15 protein-coding genes are annotated in these 16,087 nt (G+C 69.3%); 8 read left to right on the top strand and 7 right to left on the bottom strand.

The features are described 5' to 3' along the window. Positions 1-93 precede the first annotated feature (93 nt). The 3 genes from ACWIGI_RS26540 to ACWIGI_RS26530 form a co-directional block, all read right to left on the bottom strand. Positions 94-2,451 carry a SpoIIE family protein phosphatase gene (locus ACWIGI_RS26540; RefSeq protein ID WP_454205187.1) on the bottom strand — a complete coding sequence of 786 codons (2,358 nt, stop codon included), beginning with the start codon at positions 2,449-2,451 and terminating at the stop codon, positions 94-96. Then, positions 2,451-6,701 carry a HAMP domain-containing protein gene (locus tag ACWIGI_RS26535; protein WP_454205186.1) on the bottom strand — a complete coding sequence of 1,417 codons (4,251 nt, stop codon included), beginning with the start codon at positions 6,699-6,701 and terminating at the stop codon, positions 2,451-2,453. Before ACWIGI_RS26535 ends, ACWIGI_RS26540 begins: the two co-directional genes overlap by 1 nt. 247 nt (positions 6,702-6,948) lie before the next feature. Further along, on the bottom strand, positions 6,949-7,608 hold the full coding sequence (locus tag ACWIGI_RS26530) for a GNAT family N-acetyltransferase (RefSeq protein ID WP_454205185.1): 660 nt from the start codon (positions 7,606-7,608) through the stop codon (positions 6,949-6,951). A 156-nt stretch (positions 7,609-7,764) separates the two neighbouring features. Here ACWIGI_RS26530 and ACWIGI_RS26525 point away from each other — a divergent pair, with 156 nt between their 5' ends. Together ACWIGI_RS26525 and ACWIGI_RS26520 are read left to right on the top strand one after the other, a co-directional pair. Further along, positions 7,765-8,784 carry a poly(ethylene terephthalate) hydrolase family protein gene (locus tag ACWIGI_RS26525; protein WP_454205184.1) on the top strand — a complete coding sequence of 340 codons (1,020 nt, stop codon included), beginning with the start codon at positions 7,765-7,767 and terminating at the stop codon, positions 8,782-8,784. Between the two features lie 175 nt (positions 8,785-8,959). Continuing rightward, positions 8,960-9,421 (top strand): hypothetical protein, encoded by a 462-nt coding sequence (locus tag ACWIGI_RS26520; RefSeq protein WP_454205183.1) that lies wholly within the window; start codon positions 8,960-8,962, stop codon positions 9,419-9,421. 123 nt (positions 9,422-9,544) lie between these two features. Here the strand turns inward: ACWIGI_RS26520 and ACWIGI_RS26515 are convergent, their stop codons facing one another. Then, positions 9,545-9,922 (bottom strand): hemophore-related protein, encoded by a 378-nt coding sequence (locus tag ACWIGI_RS26515; RefSeq protein ID WP_454205182.1) that lies wholly within the window; start codon positions 9,920-9,922, stop codon positions 9,545-9,547. A gap of 252 nt (positions 9,923-10,174) precedes the next feature. Between ACWIGI_RS26515 and ACWIGI_RS26510 the strand changes: the two genes are divergently transcribed. The 3 genes from ACWIGI_RS26510 (at position 10,175) to ACWIGI_RS26500 (ending at position 12,716) form a co-directional block, all read left to right on the top strand. Continuing rightward, positions 10,175-10,894, top strand: a complete 720-nt coding sequence (locus ACWIGI_RS26510; protein WP_454205181.1) for a class I SAM-dependent methyltransferase — start codon at positions 10,175-10,177, stop codon at positions 10,892-10,894. Positions 10,895-11,067: 173 nt separating this feature from the next. Further along, positions 11,068-11,973, top strand: coding sequence for a hypothetical protein (locus tag ACWIGI_RS26505; protein ID WP_454205180.1), 906 nt, complete (start codon positions 11,068-11,070; stop codon positions 11,971-11,973). A 194-nt stretch (positions 11,974-12,167) separates the two neighbouring features. Next, a complete protein-coding gene (locus ACWIGI_RS26500; RefSeq protein ID WP_454205179.1) occupies positions 12,168-12,716 on the top strand; it encodes a DinB family protein in 549 nt (182 codons plus the stop codon). Here the strand turns inward: ACWIGI_RS26500 and ACWIGI_RS26495 are convergent. Both ACWIGI_RS26495 and ACWIGI_RS26490 read right to left on the bottom strand, forming a co-directional pair. Continuing rightward, positions 12,703-13,161 carry a pyridoxamine 5'-phosphate oxidase family protein gene (locus ACWIGI_RS26495; RefSeq protein WP_454205178.1) on the bottom strand — a complete coding sequence of 153 codons (459 nt, stop codon included), beginning with the start codon at positions 13,159-13,161 and terminating at the stop codon, positions 12,703-12,705. The genes ACWIGI_RS26500 and ACWIGI_RS26495 overlap by 14 nt on opposite strands. 139 nt (positions 13,162-13,300) lie before the next feature. After that, positions 13,301-14,269 (bottom strand): RNA polymerase subunit sigma-70, encoded by a 969-nt coding sequence (locus tag ACWIGI_RS26490; RefSeq protein WP_454205177.1) that lies wholly within the window; start codon positions 14,267-14,269, stop codon positions 13,301-13,303. A gap of 112 nt (positions 14,270-14,381) precedes the next feature. On the opposite strand from ACWIGI_RS26490, the gene ACWIGI_RS26485 reads away from it, so the two are divergent. Further along, entirely contained in the window at positions 14,382-14,753 is a 372-nt protein-coding gene (locus ACWIGI_RS26485; RefSeq protein ID WP_454205176.1) for a nuclear transport factor 2 family protein, read from the top strand. Between the two features lie 69 nt (positions 14,754-14,822). Next, positions 14,823-15,125 (top strand): hypothetical protein, encoded by a 303-nt coding sequence (locus ACWIGI_RS26480; RefSeq protein WP_454205175.1) that lies wholly within the window; start codon positions 14,823-14,825, stop codon positions 15,123-15,125. Here the strand turns inward: ACWIGI_RS26480 and ACWIGI_RS26475 are convergent. Continuing rightward, positions 15,101-15,517, bottom strand: coding sequence for a nuclear transport factor 2 family protein (locus tag ACWIGI_RS26475; protein ID WP_454205174.1), 417 nt, complete (start codon positions 15,515-15,517; stop codon positions 15,101-15,103). The genes ACWIGI_RS26480 and ACWIGI_RS26475 overlap by 25 nt on opposite strands. 50 nt (positions 15,518-15,567) lie before the next feature. Between ACWIGI_RS26475 and ACWIGI_RS26470 the strand changes: the two genes are divergently transcribed. Continuing rightward, on the top strand, positions 15,568-16,050 hold the full coding sequence (locus ACWIGI_RS26470; protein WP_454205173.1) for a MarR family winged helix-turn-helix transcriptional regulator: 483 nt from the start codon (positions 15,568-15,570) through the stop codon (positions 16,048-16,050). Positions 16,051-16,087 lie beyond the last annotated feature (37 nt).

The following is a 16,087-nucleotide window of genomic DNA, read 5'->3' as shown; positions in this document are numbered from 1 at the left end:
TCGTTCGAGTAGGTCGGCCGGCCCCCCTGCCGATGCCGAAGTCTTTGTACCACTGGGCCTGACGAGCCTTCTCGCCCGTGGCCTGCCGCAGCGTCAGCGCGGCGGGCCCTGGCCCGGTTCCACCTGGATGCCGACCACGCAGGTGTCGTCGTCGGTGTCGGCGTCGCTGCCGTCGAGCAGGTGGTCGAGGAGATCGTCCAGGCCGCCGGTGAACTCGGCGGACACGCGTAGTAGGCGGTCCACGCAGACGTCGAGGTGTTCGGCGCGGCGTTCGATCAGGCCGTCGGTGTACAGCAGCAGGGTGTCGCCGGGCTCCAGGCGGACTTCGCCTTCCTCGTAACTGGTTTCGGCCAGCGCGCCCAGGATCATGCCGCGTAGCTCGGGCAGGTTGACGGCCCGGCCGCGGCGGATCAGCACCGGCGGGAGGTGACCGGCGCGCGCCCAGCGCAGGACGCGGGTCTGCGGATCGTAGAGTCCGCAGACCGCGGTCGCCAGGATGTGGTCGGTCAGGTGGTGCGCGACCAGATTCAGCCAGGTCAACATCTGGCCGGGGCCCGCGCCGGTGGCGGCCAGTCCGCGCAGGGCGTTGCGCAGCACCACCATTCCGGTCGCCGCGGTGATGCCGTGCCCGGTGATGTCGCCCACCGAGACCAGGATGTTCTTGGACGGCAGCACCATGGTGTCGTACCAGTCCCCGCCGACCAGGTGCTCCTGTTCGGTCGGTTGATAGCGCACCGCGATGCGCAGGCCGAACGCGTCCGTGGAGGGCTGGGCGTCGGGCATGATCGCCTGCTGCAGCTGGCGGGCCAGGCTGCTCTGCGCGGCGGCGTGCTCCTCGGTGTGGGTGAGCCGGTCCCGGGTCGCCGACAGCGCGATCTCGGTCCAATGCTGTGCCGAAATGTCTTGGTACGCACCGCGTACCGCGAGCAGATGCCCGGCCTCGTCGTGCACCGGTTCGGCGATGATCCGCACGTGCCTGGTCACGCTGTCCGGCCGGATCAGCCGGAACGCGCCCGAGGCCGGACGGCGATAGTGCAACAGCGTGCGCAGGAACCGCCGCACCGCTTCGGAATCGGCCTCGTGCACGTGTCCGGGCAGCTGCGCGAGCGGCACCGGATCCGCGCCCGCCGGCACCCCGTACAGCGCGAACAACTCAGCGCTCCAGGTGATCTCGCCCGAGGCGGCGTTCTCCTCGAAACCCCCGACCCGGCCGAGCCGCTGCGCGTGCTGCAGCAGCGCCGCCAGCCGCGCGGCGTCGTCCTCGAGCCGCCACACCATCAGCACCGCGTCGTCGTACCGGCCGATGCTGAGCGCGGCCGCGACCGTCAGCGGCACCTGGTCCACCAGTTCGGTCAGCAGCACCCGGTCCGCGCGAAAGCTCTCCCCCGTCGCCAGCACGTGCTCGAGCCGCTCGAACAGGCGCCCCTCGTACGCGACCATCGGATACGTCTCGAGCAGCAGCGCACCGTTGATCAACCCGCGCGGTCGCCCGGCCGGATCGGCGAAGCACGAATTCACATGGTGGATGCGGAAATCGGCGAGCGCGCCGTCGCGATCGCGCTGGGGCAGCAGGACCAGCGCCGGATCGAACAGCCCGTCGGCCAGGCGCACCAGCCCGGCCGCGTCGGTCCGATCCGAGGGCTGCACCGCGAGCGGATCCGCTTCGAAGGTGTGCGCGCACAGCTCCCCCAGCGCGGCGAGCTGGCGGCGCACCTGCGGCGGCTGCGGTTCGATGGGCTGGGGCCAGCACACCTCGAGGACCCCGCGCAGACTGCCGCCCGCGCCGATCGGAATGGCCGCGCGCCCGCCGCGCCGATCACCGATCGACGGCAGCCGGGAGGCGTCGAAATCCTCGATCCACACCGCCTCGCGCGTCAGCAGCGCCTGCCGCGCCGGGGTCGCCAATCCCGGTGGCACATACCGCCACCGCTCGGCCTCCTGCACTCCGATCCCCGCGAAACCCACCAGTGAGAGCGAGGCGTCGGCCCCCGCGGCCCAGATCACCACCGCCGTGGCGCCCAGCGGCGACAGCGCGTGCTCGAGCACCGACTCCGCCGCGCGCTGGGTGTCCCCGTTGGCGGCGAGCAGCGCGCTCTCCGCGGTCCGCAGCCGCACCGCGGTCTCGTCGGAACCGTTCGTGCCCCGCAGCAGCTGGCCGACGGCCTCGCTGATCTTGTCCTGGGCCGCCTGGTTCACCAGGTCCGCGGCCAGCTCGAGCACCCCGACCCCGGCCTGCCGGGACAGCGTCTCCAATTGCCGCGCCGCCTCCGCGGGCCCGCAGCGCAGGCGCTCGACCAGTACGCCCTTGGCCATCTCGATCAGCGCGCGCCCGTCGGCGGTGGACTGGGCCTGCTGAATCTGTGTCCGAAGCCGTTCCACGGTCGCCGCGAGCCGGTTCACCACGACCCCGTTCACCCCGGCGGTCTCGGCGTCGCGGTCCCCGGCGTTCATCAGACGCCGAGCCAGTGCTGGATCCGGCCGAGCAGCGCGCCCGCGTCCACCGGTTTGGTGACGTAGTCGTTCGCACCCGAAGCCAGGCTCTTGTCGCGGTCGCCCAGCATGGCTTTGGCGGTTACCGCGATGATCGGCAGATCCTCGTAGCGCGGGATCTCCCGGATGGTCGCGGTCGCGGTGTACCCGTCCATCTCGGGCATCATCACGTCCATCAGGATGAGATCGGTCTCGGGATGGGCCAGCAGTTTGTCGATGCCCTCGCGCCCGTTCTCCGCGTGCAGCACGCTCATTCCGTGCAGTTCCAGAATGCTGCTGAGCGCGAACAGGTTTCGCGCGTCGTCGTCGACGATGAGGACCGTGCGCCCGGCCAGCTCGCCGACCGGCTGCTGTGGCGCGACCGCCGGGGCGTCCTCGCGCCGCACCAGCGGCACCACGTCGCCGGGCGCCTGGGCCATGACGTGCAGGGCGATGCGCTCGCGCAGTTCGTCCAGACTCGACAGCAACTCGAGGGGCTGGCGTTCGATGCGCTGCTGGAGCAGTCGTTCCTGCTCGGAATCGAGTCGGTGGTTGTGGGCGAGCACGGGCACGCTGCTCAGCGCGGCGTCCCCGTCCATCGTCTGCAGGAAATCGAGCGCCGCGCCGCCGGGCAGGTCCAATTCCAGTACCACGCAATGGAATGCCTCCGCGGCCATGGCTGCGGCCGCCTCCTGCACCCCCGTCGCGCTCACCACCTGAACCGGCCCGCGCGGATCGTTGCTGTCGGCCAGGTCGGCCACCGCGCCCTGCGCGACCAGCGACAGCAGACCCTGCGGCCGCTGTTCGACGACCAGCAACCGGCGCTGCTGCAGCGGGCCGGCGGGTGCGAGCTCCGGGCGCGCGGCCGAGTGCTGGTCGTCCTCCCGCTCGGCGGGGGCGATCTCCTGGAAGTCCGGGCGCGCGACCGGCAGGTACAGGGTGAACGTACTGCCCTCGCCCAGAACGCTTTCCGCGGTGATGGCGCCGCCGAGCAGATAGGCGATCTCCCGGCTGATCGACAGTCCCAGCCCGGTGCCGCCGTATTTGCGGCTGGTGGTCCCGTCGGCCTGCTGGAATGCCCCGAAGATCGATTCCAGCTGATGTTCGGCGATGCCGATACCGGTGTCGACGACCCGGAAGGCGATCGCCGAGCCGTGCCTGCGCATGGCGGCGGGCAGCTCGCGGGCCTGCGGCGGTTCGATTCGCAGTTCGACCGTGCCGGTTTCGGTGAACTTGACCGCGTTCGACACCAGGTTGCCCAGCACCTGGCGCAGTCGTGAATCGTCGGTGAGCACGTCCAGGGGCAGTCCGGGCGCGGTGGTGATGGTGAAGCCCAGGCTCTTCTGGGTGGTCATGGGCCGGAAGGTGGCCTCGACGTAGTCGAGCAGTTTGCGCAGCGGTACCCGCGCGGGCGTGATGTCCATCTTGCCCGCCTCGACCTTGGACAGATCGAGGATGTCGTTGATCAGCTGCAGCAGATCCGATCCCGCGGAATGGATGATGCCCGCGTACTCGACCTGTTTCGGCGAGAGATTGCGAGAGGGGTTCTGCGCCAGCAGCTGTGCCAGGATCAGCAGGCTGTTGAGCGGGGTGCGCAGCTCGTGGCTCATATTGGCCAGGAACTCGGATTTGTATTTCGAGGCCAGGGCCAGCTGCTGGGCGCGGGTCTCCAATTCCTGTCTGGCCTGCTCGATTTCGAGGTTCTTGGCCTCGATGTCGCGGTTCTGCATGGCCAGCAGCGCCGCCTTGTCCTCCATTTCGGCGTTCGAGCGCTGCAATTCCTCCTGCCGGACCTGCAATTCCTCGGAGCGGACCTGCAATTCGGTGGTCAGACGCTGCGATTCGACCAGCAGCTCGTCGGTGCGCGCGTTGGCGATGATGGTGTTGACGTTCACCCCGACGGTTTCCATGAGCTGGTCGAGGAAGTCGCGGTGAATACGCGTGAACCGGTGCAGCGACGCCAGTTCGATCACCCCGAGCACCTGGTCCTCCACGCCGATCGGCAGCACCAGCAGCGTGGTCGGGGCGGTCTGGCCGAGCCCGGAGGCGATGGTCAGATAGTCGCCGGGCACGTCGTCCACCGCGATGGTGCGCCGGCTGCGGGCGGCCTGCCCGACCAGGGATTGCCCGAACGTGAACCGTTGCACGCCACCGGGTTCCTGCGGACTGCCGTAGGAGCCGATCAGGCGCAGTTCGGGTCGTTCGGCGGTGTCGTCGGCCAGGTAGAACGCGCCGTACTGCGCCGAGACCAGCGGCGCCAGCTCGTCCATGATCAGTTCGGCGACCACGTGCAGGTCCCGCTGGCCCTGCATGAGCCCGGAGATCCGCGCCAGGTTGGTCTTGAGCCAGTCCTGATCCTGGTTGGCCTCGGTGGTCTCGCGCAGCGACTCCACCATGGAGTTGATGTTGTCCTTGAGTTCGGCCACCTCGCCGGAGGCTTCGACGGTGATCGACCGGGTCAGGTCGCCCTCGGCGACCGCGCTGGTGACCTCGGCGATGGCGCGCACCTGCCGGGTGAGGTTACCGGCGAGCTCGTTCACGTTCTCGGTCAAGCGTTTCCAGGTGCCCGAGACGCCTTCGACCTCGGCCTGGCCGCCGAGGCGGCCCTGGGAGCCGACCTCGCGGGCGACGCGGGTGACCTCGGCCGCGAAGGCCGAGAGCTGATCGACCATCGTGTTGATCGTGGTCTTGAGTTCGAGGATCTCCCCGCGCGCGTCCACGTCGATCTTGCGGGTCAGGTCGCCCTGGGCGACCGCGGTGGTCACCTGGGCGATGTTGCGCACCTGATTGGTGAGGTTGTTGGCCATGGAATTGACGTTGTCGGTCAGGTCTTTCCACGTGCCGGCGACGTTCGGCACCCGCGCCTGCCCGCCGAGCATGCCCTCGGTGCCGACCTCGCGCGCCACGCGCGTCACCTCGTCCGCGAACGCCGACAGCGTGTCGACCATCGTGTTGATCACCCCGGCGAGCGCGGCGACCTCGCCCTTGGCCTCCACGGTGATCTTCTGGCTCAGATCGCCGCGCGCGACGGCGGTGGCGACCTGGGCGATCGAGCGCACCTGATTGGTGAGGTTGGAGGCCATCACGTTGACGTTGTCGGTCAGGTCCTTCCAGGTGCCGGACGCCCCGCGCACGGTGGCCTGACCACCGAGGTTGCCCTCGGTGCCGACCTCGCGGGCCACACGGGTGACCTCGTCGGCGAACGAGGACAGCTGATCGACCATCGTGTTGATGGTCTCCTTGAGTTCGAGGATCTCCCCGCGCGCGTCCACCCGAATCTTCTGCGTCAGATCACCACCCGCGACCGCCGTGGTCACCTGGGCGATCGAGCGCACCTGCGCGGTCAGGTTGTCGGCCATGACGTTCACCGATTCGGTGAGGTCCTTCCACGTGCCGGACACGCCCTTCACGTCGGCCTGACCGCCGAGTCTGCCGTCGGTGCCCACCTCGCGGGCCACGCGTGTGACCTCGTCGGCGAAGGCCGAGAGCTGATCGACCATCGTGTTGATGGTGTTCTTGAGCTCGAGGATCTCCCCGCGCGCGTCCACCCGGATCTTCTGCGTCAGATCACCACCCGCGACCGCCGTGGCGACCTGGGCGATCGAACGCACCTGCGCGGTCAGGTTGCCCGCCATGAAGTTCACCGAGTCGGTCAGGTCCCGCCAGGTGCCGGACACGCCCTTCACATCGGCCTGACCACCCAGGATGCCCTCGGTGCCGACCTCGCGCGAGACGCGGGTGACCTCGTCGGCGAAGGAGGACAGCTGGCCAACCATCGTGTTGATGGTGTTCTTGAGTTCGAGGATCTCCCCGCGCGCGCTGACGGTGATCTTCTGACTGAGATCGCCGCGCGCCACGGCGGTGGTCACCTGGGCGATGTTGCGCACCTGCGCGGTGAGGTTGCCGGCCATGGCGTTCACCGAGTCGGTCAGGTCCTTCCAGGTGCCCGAAACCTCCGGCACCTCGGCCTGCCCGCCCAGCTGTCCCTCGGTGCCGACCTCGCGGGCCACGCGGGTGACCTCGGAGGTGAACAGCGAGAGCTGATCGACCATCCCGTTGAATACGGTCGCGATCTCCCCGAGCAGCCCGTCGGTGTCGGTGGGCAGCCGGGTGCCGAAGTCGCCGTCGCGCACCGCGGTCAAACCGGCCAGGAGCTGACGCAGTTCGACCTGGTCGGTGTCGGCCCCGGCGGGCTTGGCCACCGCGCGGGCCGGTACTGACGCGTCCGTCATGTCTATCCTCGCTCTGGTCGATTCTTCGGACCGGGCATCGAGCTCGGTCCGAGTGCGAAAACCGGCCCGAACGATGCCACCACGTAAGGATTCTCGTCGATCGGTGCGCGCTCACCCGCAGCCGAACTCTACGTTTCCGCTCCCGGCCGTGTGAATCCATTGGCGCACAACCCGAGAGACCCGCTCGCGCAACGGCTGGCGGGTTCGCCGCGCGGCCAACCGCCCGGGGACACCCGGCGCCGGCGGTTCACGACGCGGCCGAGATCCCGAACAGCGGCAGCGATTCGGTGAGCCCGGTGATCTCGACCGGAACGGTCCGGTGCGCGGCCCAGCGCTCGCGCGTCAGGCGCAGCCGGCGCAGCGTCACGGGCACACCGCGGACCGCGTGCACCTCGGTCCCGTCGGGCTCGTACCCGAGTTTGGCCGACACCCCGTACGAAGCCACGTTGTCCGCGAGCGCGCCCGACACCGCCGAGCGGGCCCCGAGCCCGGTGAAGGCCAGATCCAGGACCGCGGCCCGCATCTCGGTGCCGATTCCCCGGCCGTGGTGCGTCAGCCCGAGCCAGGACCCGGTGTCCACCTCGGCGCAGATGCCGAAGTTCTTCGCCGCCAGCGCCTGCGTTCCGACCACTACCCCGTCCAGCAGGACGACCAGATTGAGCGTCCAGTCGTCGACGGTCCAGTCCGCCAGGCATTTCCAGTGCCAGTGCAGGACGCGCCGCGGCAGTTCGCCGGGATCCACGTCGGTCCACGCCACGGTGAACGGCTGCACCGCCGGGTCGTGGACGCCCCGCCCCGCCAGCCCGGCCAGCGCCGCGAGCTCCTCGTCACCGGGCACCCGCAATTCGAGCCGCGGGGTCCGGACCCGCAATCCCACCACCGGCCAATACGACGACAACAGACTCATGCCGGCAATCATCTCGACCGCGATGCGGTGGCGCGAAACGGTTTTCCGCGCCCCTTGTGTCGTGCGCCACATCGGGGTTACTGTCCGAATCAGAGACTGCGGGGTCTCAGAAATGAGCGGCCGGGGTTCGCCATCGGCCGGTGGGAGGCGGACACGATGAGGAAGTCCATTGCGGGGCAGCGTGTCCCGGCCCTGGTCGCGGCGTTCGGAATCGCGATCGGCATGGCCGGGTTGCATCCGGGAGCAGCTGCGGCGGATGACATCGCGCCGGGCACGACGGCGCAGAGCGTGTTCGACACGGTGGGCCCGCACGGGGTCTCGACCCCGACGGTCACCAGCGCGTGCCAGGAATCCGTGGCGGGCATGATCTCCCACATCGTGGTGCACCTGGCGGGCAACGCCGATGATCTCCGCTGCACGCAGGCGTTTCCCTATGGGCTGCAGTCCCCGGTCGGAGCGAACACCTACTACCCGGCGGATATCGCCGACCTGGACAGCGCTCCGCTGATCCTGTTCGAAGGCGGGATCCTGTCGAACCCCGGCCATTACGACACCCTCGTCCGGCAGTGGACCGGGCACGGCTTCGTGGTGGTCGTGTCCTATGACTTCTTCAACTCCCTCGCCTACGTGCCCGCCATCGGCCTGGCCGCCGCCCTCACCCAGAACCGGGATCCGAGTTCACCGCTGTTCGGCAAGATCGATCTGAGTCGCACGGTGCTGGCCGGTCATTCGGGCGGCGGGCAGGCCACACTCCAGGCGGCGGCACTGCTTCCGCCGATAGCCGGCTCGATCGATCCGACGCTGCGCGTCATCGGCGCGCTGGCGATCGAACCCGGCCCCCTGGCCGTCGGCGCGGCGGTCACGGTGCCCACCCTGTTCCTCACCGGCTACAACGATTTCGTCGTCCCCGATTTCGCCTGGGTCCGGTGGTGGCAGTACAACCTGATGCACGCCGCCCCCGCCTGGATCGCCAATGCCCGTGGGGTCGGCCACTTCTCACCGGTGGACGGCCCCGGCGAGTACCGCTCGTCCGGAACCGCCGTCGCCTGGCTGCGCTACATCGCCCTCGGCGACGACACGGCCGCCCGGTTCTTCGTCGGCCCGGACTGGCGCCTGCGCGAGGACCCCACCTACTACAGCGTGGAACGCAATCCGCGCGCGAACGCACTGCCCTAGCGGCGCGTCGAGGGGCACAATCCCTCCGGTCCGGAAACTCCGGATGCCCCTTCCACCAGGGTTTTCCACCGGATACGACCGGATCCCGGTCGCTCGTCCGGTGGCGCGACCGGCACGGTGTTTCCGAGCGCGGCATCGTGCCGGCCACCGATCGGAAACCATCAGGGGGAACGCCATGACCAACGAATACGCGCCGCAGGACACGAACGAGTCCACCGGTTACACGCCCTACCCGACCGGATACCACGTCGCCCTGGGCGCTGCCGTCGGCGTCGCGTTCGCGGCCCACAGTGTCGTCCCGGCCATCGCCACGACCGTCATGACGACCACGCTCGCCGTTGTTCCCGCGGTCATCATGTCCTGGACCGCCAAGCGAGGTGGCGTCCACGCCAATCCGAACAAGCACACCCCGCGAGCGATGGGGCTCTCCTGGCTGGTCGTCCTGCTCATCCTGGGCCTGGTCGGTGCGGGCGTGACCGTCAACAGCCTCGTCGACTTCCGATGGACCTGGGCGCTGTGCGGCGTCGTCGCCTTCGCGATCCTCCTCGTCGCCGGACCGCGCATCGACGCGGTCACCCGGCGCGAACTCGCCGAGCAGGATTCTCGAGACCTCGAGAACCCGGACGACCCCCGGTAGCCGGTGCGCCCGCGCACAACCGGGCTCACCCGAACGACGGCCCGGGTACGCGTGCTCCGCAGGCACGCGTACCCGGCCCGTGCGGCGCGGGTGTCACTCACACGAGTGGACCGCGCTCGGGACTCAGTACTGGTCGCAGGTTTCGACGACCTCGTCCATCTGGCTCGCGAAGGTGGAGCTGTCCTGCACACTGGCGCCCATCTGCTGCTGCTGGGCGATGAGCGCCTGGAACGCGGCGCGGCGCTGTTCGACCGGCTGGTCGTAGGCGGCCTGGATCGCGCTCTTCTGCGCCGGAGCGGCATCGAGCTGCGCGGCGGTCTCGGGCGCGACATCGTGCAGCGCGGCATCGATCTGACTGAACGAACAGCTCGAGTTCAGCATCGGCTCGAGATCGCTCATCGGATCGGCGCCCGCCGCGCCCGCCCCGGTCAGCATCGCCGACAGAGCGAAACCGGCGAGCACCGCCGAACGAGCGAAGCCATGCGAACTGATCAACCTCATGAAAAAGCGCTTCCTTCCAGTAGCTGCGATACGGTGCGACCCGGCCCCGAGATGAGCCGGACAGAAGGGATTTCGGAGCCGAGCCGCCGAAGGTTTGGTTATCTAGCGAACTTTCGGACAACTGTTTCGAGCACCCCGGACGGGGGTATTGAACCTCCAGACCTCTCCCCCGATCGGGCACGTGAGCCGGTGGCGGGCCTCAATTCCGGTCCGCGACACGCGGTATTGCAGCGACACGGGGAGAATGGTCCGATGCCGCCGAATCCCGTTCCGCCACTGCTCGACACCATCGCTCTGGAGCGATCCTCGGTGGTCGCCAACAACGCGATGAATCGCGATCGCGGACTCTCCGGCGTGAACAGTTACGCCCGTGATCTGGGCTTCGACCCCTACGAACACCTGGCTGCCATCCTGCGCGCCGACCCCGGCGCGACGGTTACCTGGATCGACATCTGCTGCGGGTCCGGCCGGGCACTGCTGGCGGCCGAACAGCGCTTCGCCGTTGAGTTCCCGGCCGCCGACATCACCCTGATCGGTGTCGACCTGGTCGGCCACTTCCGAGCGGCTCCCGCCACCTCGCGTCTGCGCCTGATCGCCGCCAACGCAACCGACTGGCAACCTCCAGTTCCCGCCGATCTGATCACCTGTGTGCACGGCCTGCACTACGTCGGCGACAAACTGGCGCTCCTGGCCGCGATGACTTGCTGGCTCACCCACACCGGAACCCTTGCCGCCCACTTCGACCCGGCCCTGATCCGCCATCCGGACGGCGCTCCCGCCACGCGCAAGGTCCTCGCGGAGCTCCGCGCGGCGGGTCTGGCCTACGACTCCCGCCACCACCGCCTCACCGCCCGCGCACCCGGCCCGGCCCGGTTCCGGGCCACCTACCTCGGCGCCGACGACACGGTGGGTCCCGGCTACACCGGGCAGCCCGCAGTCGCCTCCCACTACCGCTGGGACAGTTCGCGATAGGCACGGAGAGCCCGGCCCCCGGCGCCACCGCGGCCGAATCCCCGCTCGAAGGGCTGTTTCACGCCGGTAAGCGCCGAATCACTTGCCGCCCCGGCACTCTCGCACCGCGATGACCCGATCCCGCTCTCGCCGGACAGAACCCGGCGCGGGCCCGCGTCGAATATCCTGGATCGGTGGCGGCTCGAATGCGCGACGACGACCTGAACCCACGCCGGCTCTTCGGTCTGCTCTTCGCCGCCGCCTCCGACCTCGGCTACACCATTCTCCCGGTCGGCCCCGACGAGATCATGGTGTCGGACAACGACAGCATGACGAGCCTGACCCTCGAGCACATCCGCCGCCGCCTGCTCTTTGAACCCGCCGATCAGTGGCCGGTCATCGTCAGCGACCACCTCGGCACCGTGGTGGCCGCCACCGCCGTCGACCGTGACGCGCCCCTGGACGTCACCAACTTCGACGCCATGCGCGGCCTGCTCAGAACCCGCGTCTATCCCGCCCCCGCGGCCGCCCGCAACCTGGTGTGGCGCGACTGGGCTCCCGGCCTGATCCAGCGCCTGCTCATCGACAAGGTGCACACCGTCATGCCCGTCGAACGCGAATGGACCCGCCTATGGCCCGGTGACACCGAACTTTTCGCCCTGGCCGAGAACAATGTGCGCGCCGACGACGGCGTGGTCTGCGCGCCCCTGCCGCTGGGCGATTTCGACGCCCTCGCCAGGGACCTGCCCATCTTCCGCATGGCGGGCTCGGAGTACCTCACCACCAATCTCCGCTGGCTGGACGACTATCCGGTGGTCGGCCCCGCGGGCGCCCTCTTCACCGCCCCCGCCCGCCAGCGGATCTACTGCCACCCCATCACCGATCTCGAGGTCCTGCGCGCCCTGCTGGTCCTGGCCCGCTTCGGCACCCTGGTCTACGAAACCGACCCCTGGCCGATCAGCCCCTGGCTCTACCACTGGCACGAGGGCCGAATAGAACTGGCCGCGACCACAACCCACACCGGCACCCAGGGCGAGGTGGTCCCGACTCCCGCCTTCGAGACCTTCCTCAACGCCCTCGGCAGGCCCACGGATATGTGACGGCGTCGCACGGGCGACCGCTCCGGCAGCGCGGGGTTCGCGCCACCTTCGACTCGCAGGAACAGTTCTGAAACGGATCGCATCGCGCTCGCCACGCGCCGATCCGACGCCCCGGCCGCCATGTCACCCGCCCCCGGCGGCTCGCGGACCGAATTCGGTTGCCGGTCGTCGAGGGGGCCGGGCAGGATGCGGCCGTGAATATCTCGCGTATCGACGTGCTGCGTGACCAGTTCGAGCTGGTCTGGGCGCTGCTCGACTACCACCTCGAACGGCTGGAGGACGACGACTTCCGGTGGGAGCCCGCCGGGCTCACGTGGACGGTCCGGCCGGACGGGGACGGCGGATGGATTCCGGACTGGGAGGACTCCGAGCCGGATCCCATTCCCGTTCCCACCATCGCGTGGCTCACCTGGCACATCGGATGGTGGTGGACCGTGTCGATCGACCACCGCGAACAGCGAACGCCTACCGACCGCACCGAGATTCGGTGGCCGGGGCCCGGGGCCGACACCGTCGAGTGGTTGCGAAGGCTCCGCGAACGCTGGCTCACGATCCTGGACGCGATCACCGACACCGAACTCGACGCGCCGGCGGAATTCCCGTGGCCGAGCGAGGCGGGCAAGTCGGTGGTGCACATGGTCGCCTGGGTCAACGCCGAGTTGATGAAGAACGCCGCCGAGATCGGCCAGCTGCGGCTGCTACGCGCCGCGAACACCGCTGGGAGCGACGCTATCCCGCGCTGATGGTCCGGCGCGGGCTCGCCGGAAAGTTCTCTTCGTCGTACAGCACCCATTCGGCGACCGCGATCTCGTACAGCCGAGAGGCCGCATCGGGCATAGCACTCAGCACGCCGCTCGCCCTGGGCCAGCGCGCGGCGAAGGCGGCGGCCACAGCGTCGTTGCCCGTCCCCGGCAGCTGCCGCGCGGTACCGGTGAACGACACGCCCCGCCCGGTAATCCCGAGCTCGGCCGGCGGATCGACGATGATCGCCCCCGCCACAGCCGAGTTCCCGTCGATGTTCGTCGAGTGCACTCGATCCCGCCGCGAGATGAAGTACAGCCGATCCGGCCCGAAACTCGGCAGGTACCACACGCTGCACGCCCGAGGCGTGCCGTCGTCACCCACCGTGGCGAGCTGCATGAGCCCGCCCCCTGCGACGTACTCCTCGAGCAGTCGACGTTCCTCCATGGCTACACCGTAATCGCGCAGCCCTGAAGGACCGCCCGACCGGCCGCCGCCGCAAAGCGGATCGAACGCTCCACCGCGCAGAACCCGCGCACCGCGCTACCGACCGGCCGTCACACGGCCTGAATCATGTTGGTGCCACTCACGCTTCCAGCGTCATCGGCAGATCGAAGCGCGGGAACACCTCGGCAGGCGGGAAGTGGGTGAGCATACCCACGCGCTCCCCCTCAAGACCGAGGACGAGCAGACCCGTGGCACTGAACTCCGACTCACCCGCGAGCCTGGCGTAGACCCCGAACGCCGGACCACCGTTCGCGCGCGTAGCGATGAGCCGCAACGGATTTCGATCACGAAACGCCGGAACCCCGCGCAGGAACTCCGCGATCACACCCCGGCCCTGGTACTCGTGCGGCCACGGCGGCATCGTGAGCCACGCGTCGTCGGTCAGCAGCGCCACGACCGCATCGACATCGCGCGCCGAGTACGCGGCCGCGAACCGACGCGTCAACTCCCGCTCGGTATCCGAACCGCGCCCGGGTGGATCCATCACTTCGGTATCGCCGTGCAGTGTCGCCCGCGCTCGCTGCAGCGCGGCTTTCACCGCCGTGGTCGTGGTGCCGAGCATGTCGGCGACCTCGGACCCGCTGAACTCCAGCGCATCTCGCAGCACCAGCACCGCCGTCTGGCGCGGCGGCAACCGCTGCAGCGCCGAAATGAACGCCACCCCTACCGATTCCATCGCCTGGTAGCTCTTCTCCGGATCGAGCAGGCTGTCCGGAAACGGCTCGAGCCAGCCCACGTCCCCCGCCCGAGTGGGCTCGGGAACCTCGAACGGCAACGGCTGCGGGGGCCGGCGGCTCGCGTCGCGCCGGGCGTTCGAACAGCGATTCGTGGCGATCCGATACAGCCACGTCCGCACCGAGGAGCGTTCCTCGAACTCCGGCAGCGCCCGCCACGCCGCCAGCAGCGTCTCCTGCACGACGTCCTCCGCGTCGTGCAGCGACCCCAGCAGCCGGTAGCAGTGCACCCGCAATTCCCCCCGATAGGGCGCGGTGAGCTGCGCGAACGCCACCTCGTCCCCACTCCGCGCCGCCGCCAGTGCCTCGCTCATGCCGCCATCGTGACATCCGGGACCGACATTCGCCGGGACGCCACCGGTCCGTTCGCAAGCGGGTCGGTGTCTATACCCATGACCGTTTCCCACCGATCGAATCGAGACCGACATGATCACCAACGACAGCCCCGCCGTCCGCGTCGCTCTGGACTACTTCCACGCCTGGACCGGCAAGGACATGGACACCGCGATGAAGTACGTCGCCGAGGACATCGCGTGCGACGCCCCGGCGGGCCGCATCGAGGGCGCGGCCGCCTATCGCGCCTTCCTCGAGCCGTTCAGCCAGATGCTGGTCGGCGCGACGATGTTCGCCGCCTTCGGCAACGACACCACGGCCCTGGTCATGTACAACACCTCGACCCTCCCGGTCGCCAACGGCCCGGGGGCCGAACTCGTCACCATCGTCGACGGCCGAATCACGCAGAGCCGCTTCATCTTCGACCGCGTGCCGTTCGAGGCGGCGAGATCTGCGGCACACTGATCCCGAACGGTGCCCGGCCCGGATCAACCACCGGGCCGGCGCCCTCGGGCATCGACAATCGGAGGCGCGGTGAGCTTCTGGACCCTCATCGACTGGCTGGCGTGGAGCGCGAGCTTCGTGAACATCGCCGCCGTCGGCCTGCAACTGCGCCGCATGTGGGCCTCGCGCAGCGCCGCGGGCGTCTCGCTCGGCATGCTCGCGATCTTCGTCTACGTACAGTCCGTCTTCTGCCTGGTCGGCTATCACGAGCGTCAGTGGGCGCTGTTCTCCGGCATGCTCGGCAGCTTCGTGGTCACCTGCGTGACGATCGCGGTGGCGGTGCGCCTGCGCGCGACAGGCCGTCCGAATCAGGCGGGCACCAGCGGTTCGTAGCAGTCGTAGTTGCGCTGGGCGATGATCTTCCCCGCCCGGAATTCCAGCACGGTGGCGATGTGCGCCCGCAGGACGTGCCCGACCGGCAGATCCCGCACGGGCACCGCCAGCGTCCCGGTCCAGAGCACCTCCAGCGCGACCTGTTCCCCCATCGCGATCGCGTTGAGCACCTCGAAGTTCTGCGCGCTCAAGCCTTTCCGGCCCGCCGCCGAGGCGGCCCGCACCTGGTCGAGACTGCGCACGTTCCCCAGCGGGAACAGCGCGTTCGGCAACTCGTGGTGCGTGAAGTCCGGATGGAAGAACGCGGCCAGCTCTTCCCCGCTCGCGAAATCCGACACCGCCCGGTGGTAGCGCAGCGCGATCTCGACATTGGAATTCTCGATGTTCGACATATCCACAACCATAGTTGCACAACCATGGTTGTGCAACGCACAATAGCCCCATGCCCGCCGACCTCGATCCCCACTCACTCGACACCGGAACCCTCGCGCTGTTCGCGGGCCAAGCCGCCGCGGCGCGGGTTCAGGCGCACTTGGCCGAGGACGGCTTCGGCGATCTGCGCATGTCGCACGGCTACCTCTTCCAGCACCTCATCACCGGCGAGCCCACCATCACCGAACTGGCGGCACAGCTTTCGATGACCCAGCAGGGCGCATCCAAAGCCGTCGCCGAACTCGAACGCCTCGGCTACTGCGAGCGCACGCCCGACCCATCCGACGCCCGAGTCCGGCGCATTCGCCTGACCTCCCGCGGCCACGCCGCCGTCGCCGCCGCCCGCCGCGCCCGCGCCGACCTCGAGGCCCGGCTCGCTGCGCGGTTCGATGAATCCCGGCTCGCGGCACAGCGCGCGTTCCTCACCGAACTGCTCGCCGAACTCGGCGGCATCGAGGCCGTCGAACGCCGGGCCGTGCTCCCGCCCCACTGATCGCGGAGTCGGCGCGTCGTGCACGACTTGCCTTGCC

It is taken from the genome of Nocardia sp. NPDC055321, from assembly GCF_053645575.1.
Note: the sequence above shows the minus strand (reverse complement) of the source record. Positions and strands in the feature narration are given on the sequence as shown.

Coding starts and splice junctions, on each gene's coding strand:
- ACWIGI_RS26470 (WP_454205173.1), top strand. CDS start 15,568: ATGCCCGCCGACCTCGATCCCCACTCACTCGACACCGGAACCCTCGCG.
- ACWIGI_RS26495 (WP_454205178.1), bottom strand. CDS start 13,161: ATGGAGGAACGTCGACTGCTCGAGGAGTACGTCGCAGGGGGCGGGCTC.
- ACWIGI_RS26535 (WP_454205186.1), bottom strand. CDS start 6,701: ATGACGGACGCGTCAGTACCGGCCCGCGCGGTGGCCAAGCCCGCCGGG.
- ACWIGI_RS26520 (WP_454205183.1), top strand. CDS start 8,960: ATGACCAACGAATACGCGCCGCAGGACACGAACGAGTCCACCGGTTAC.
- ACWIGI_RS26515 (WP_454205182.1), bottom strand. CDS start 9,922: ATGAGGTTGATCAGTTCGCATGGCTTCGCTCGTTCGGCGGTGCTCGCC.
- ACWIGI_RS26475 (WP_454205174.1), bottom strand. CDS start 15,517: ATGTCGAACATCGAGAATTCCAATGTCGAGATCGCGCTGCGCTACCAC.
- ACWIGI_RS26510 (WP_454205181.1), top strand. CDS start 10,175: ATGCCGCCGAATCCCGTTCCGCCACTGCTCGACACCATCGCTCTGGAG.
- ACWIGI_RS26540 (WP_454205187.1), bottom strand. CDS start 2,451: ATGAACGCCGGGGACCGCGACGCCGAGACCGCCGGGGTGAACGGGGTC.
- ACWIGI_RS26525 (WP_454205184.1), top strand. CDS start 7,765: ATGAGGAAGTCCATTGCGGGGCAGCGTGTCCCGGCCCTGGTCGCGGCG.
- ACWIGI_RS26530 (WP_454205185.1), bottom strand. CDS start 7,608: ATGAGTCTGTTGTCGTCGTATTGGCCGGTGGTGGGATTGCGGGTCCGG.
- ACWIGI_RS26490 (WP_454205177.1), bottom strand. CDS start 14,269: ATGAGCGAGGCACTGGCGGCGGCGCGGAGTGGGGACGAGGTGGCGTTC.
- ACWIGI_RS26485 (WP_454205176.1), top strand. CDS start 14,382: ATGATCACCAACGACAGCCCCGCCGTCCGCGTCGCTCTGGACTACTTC.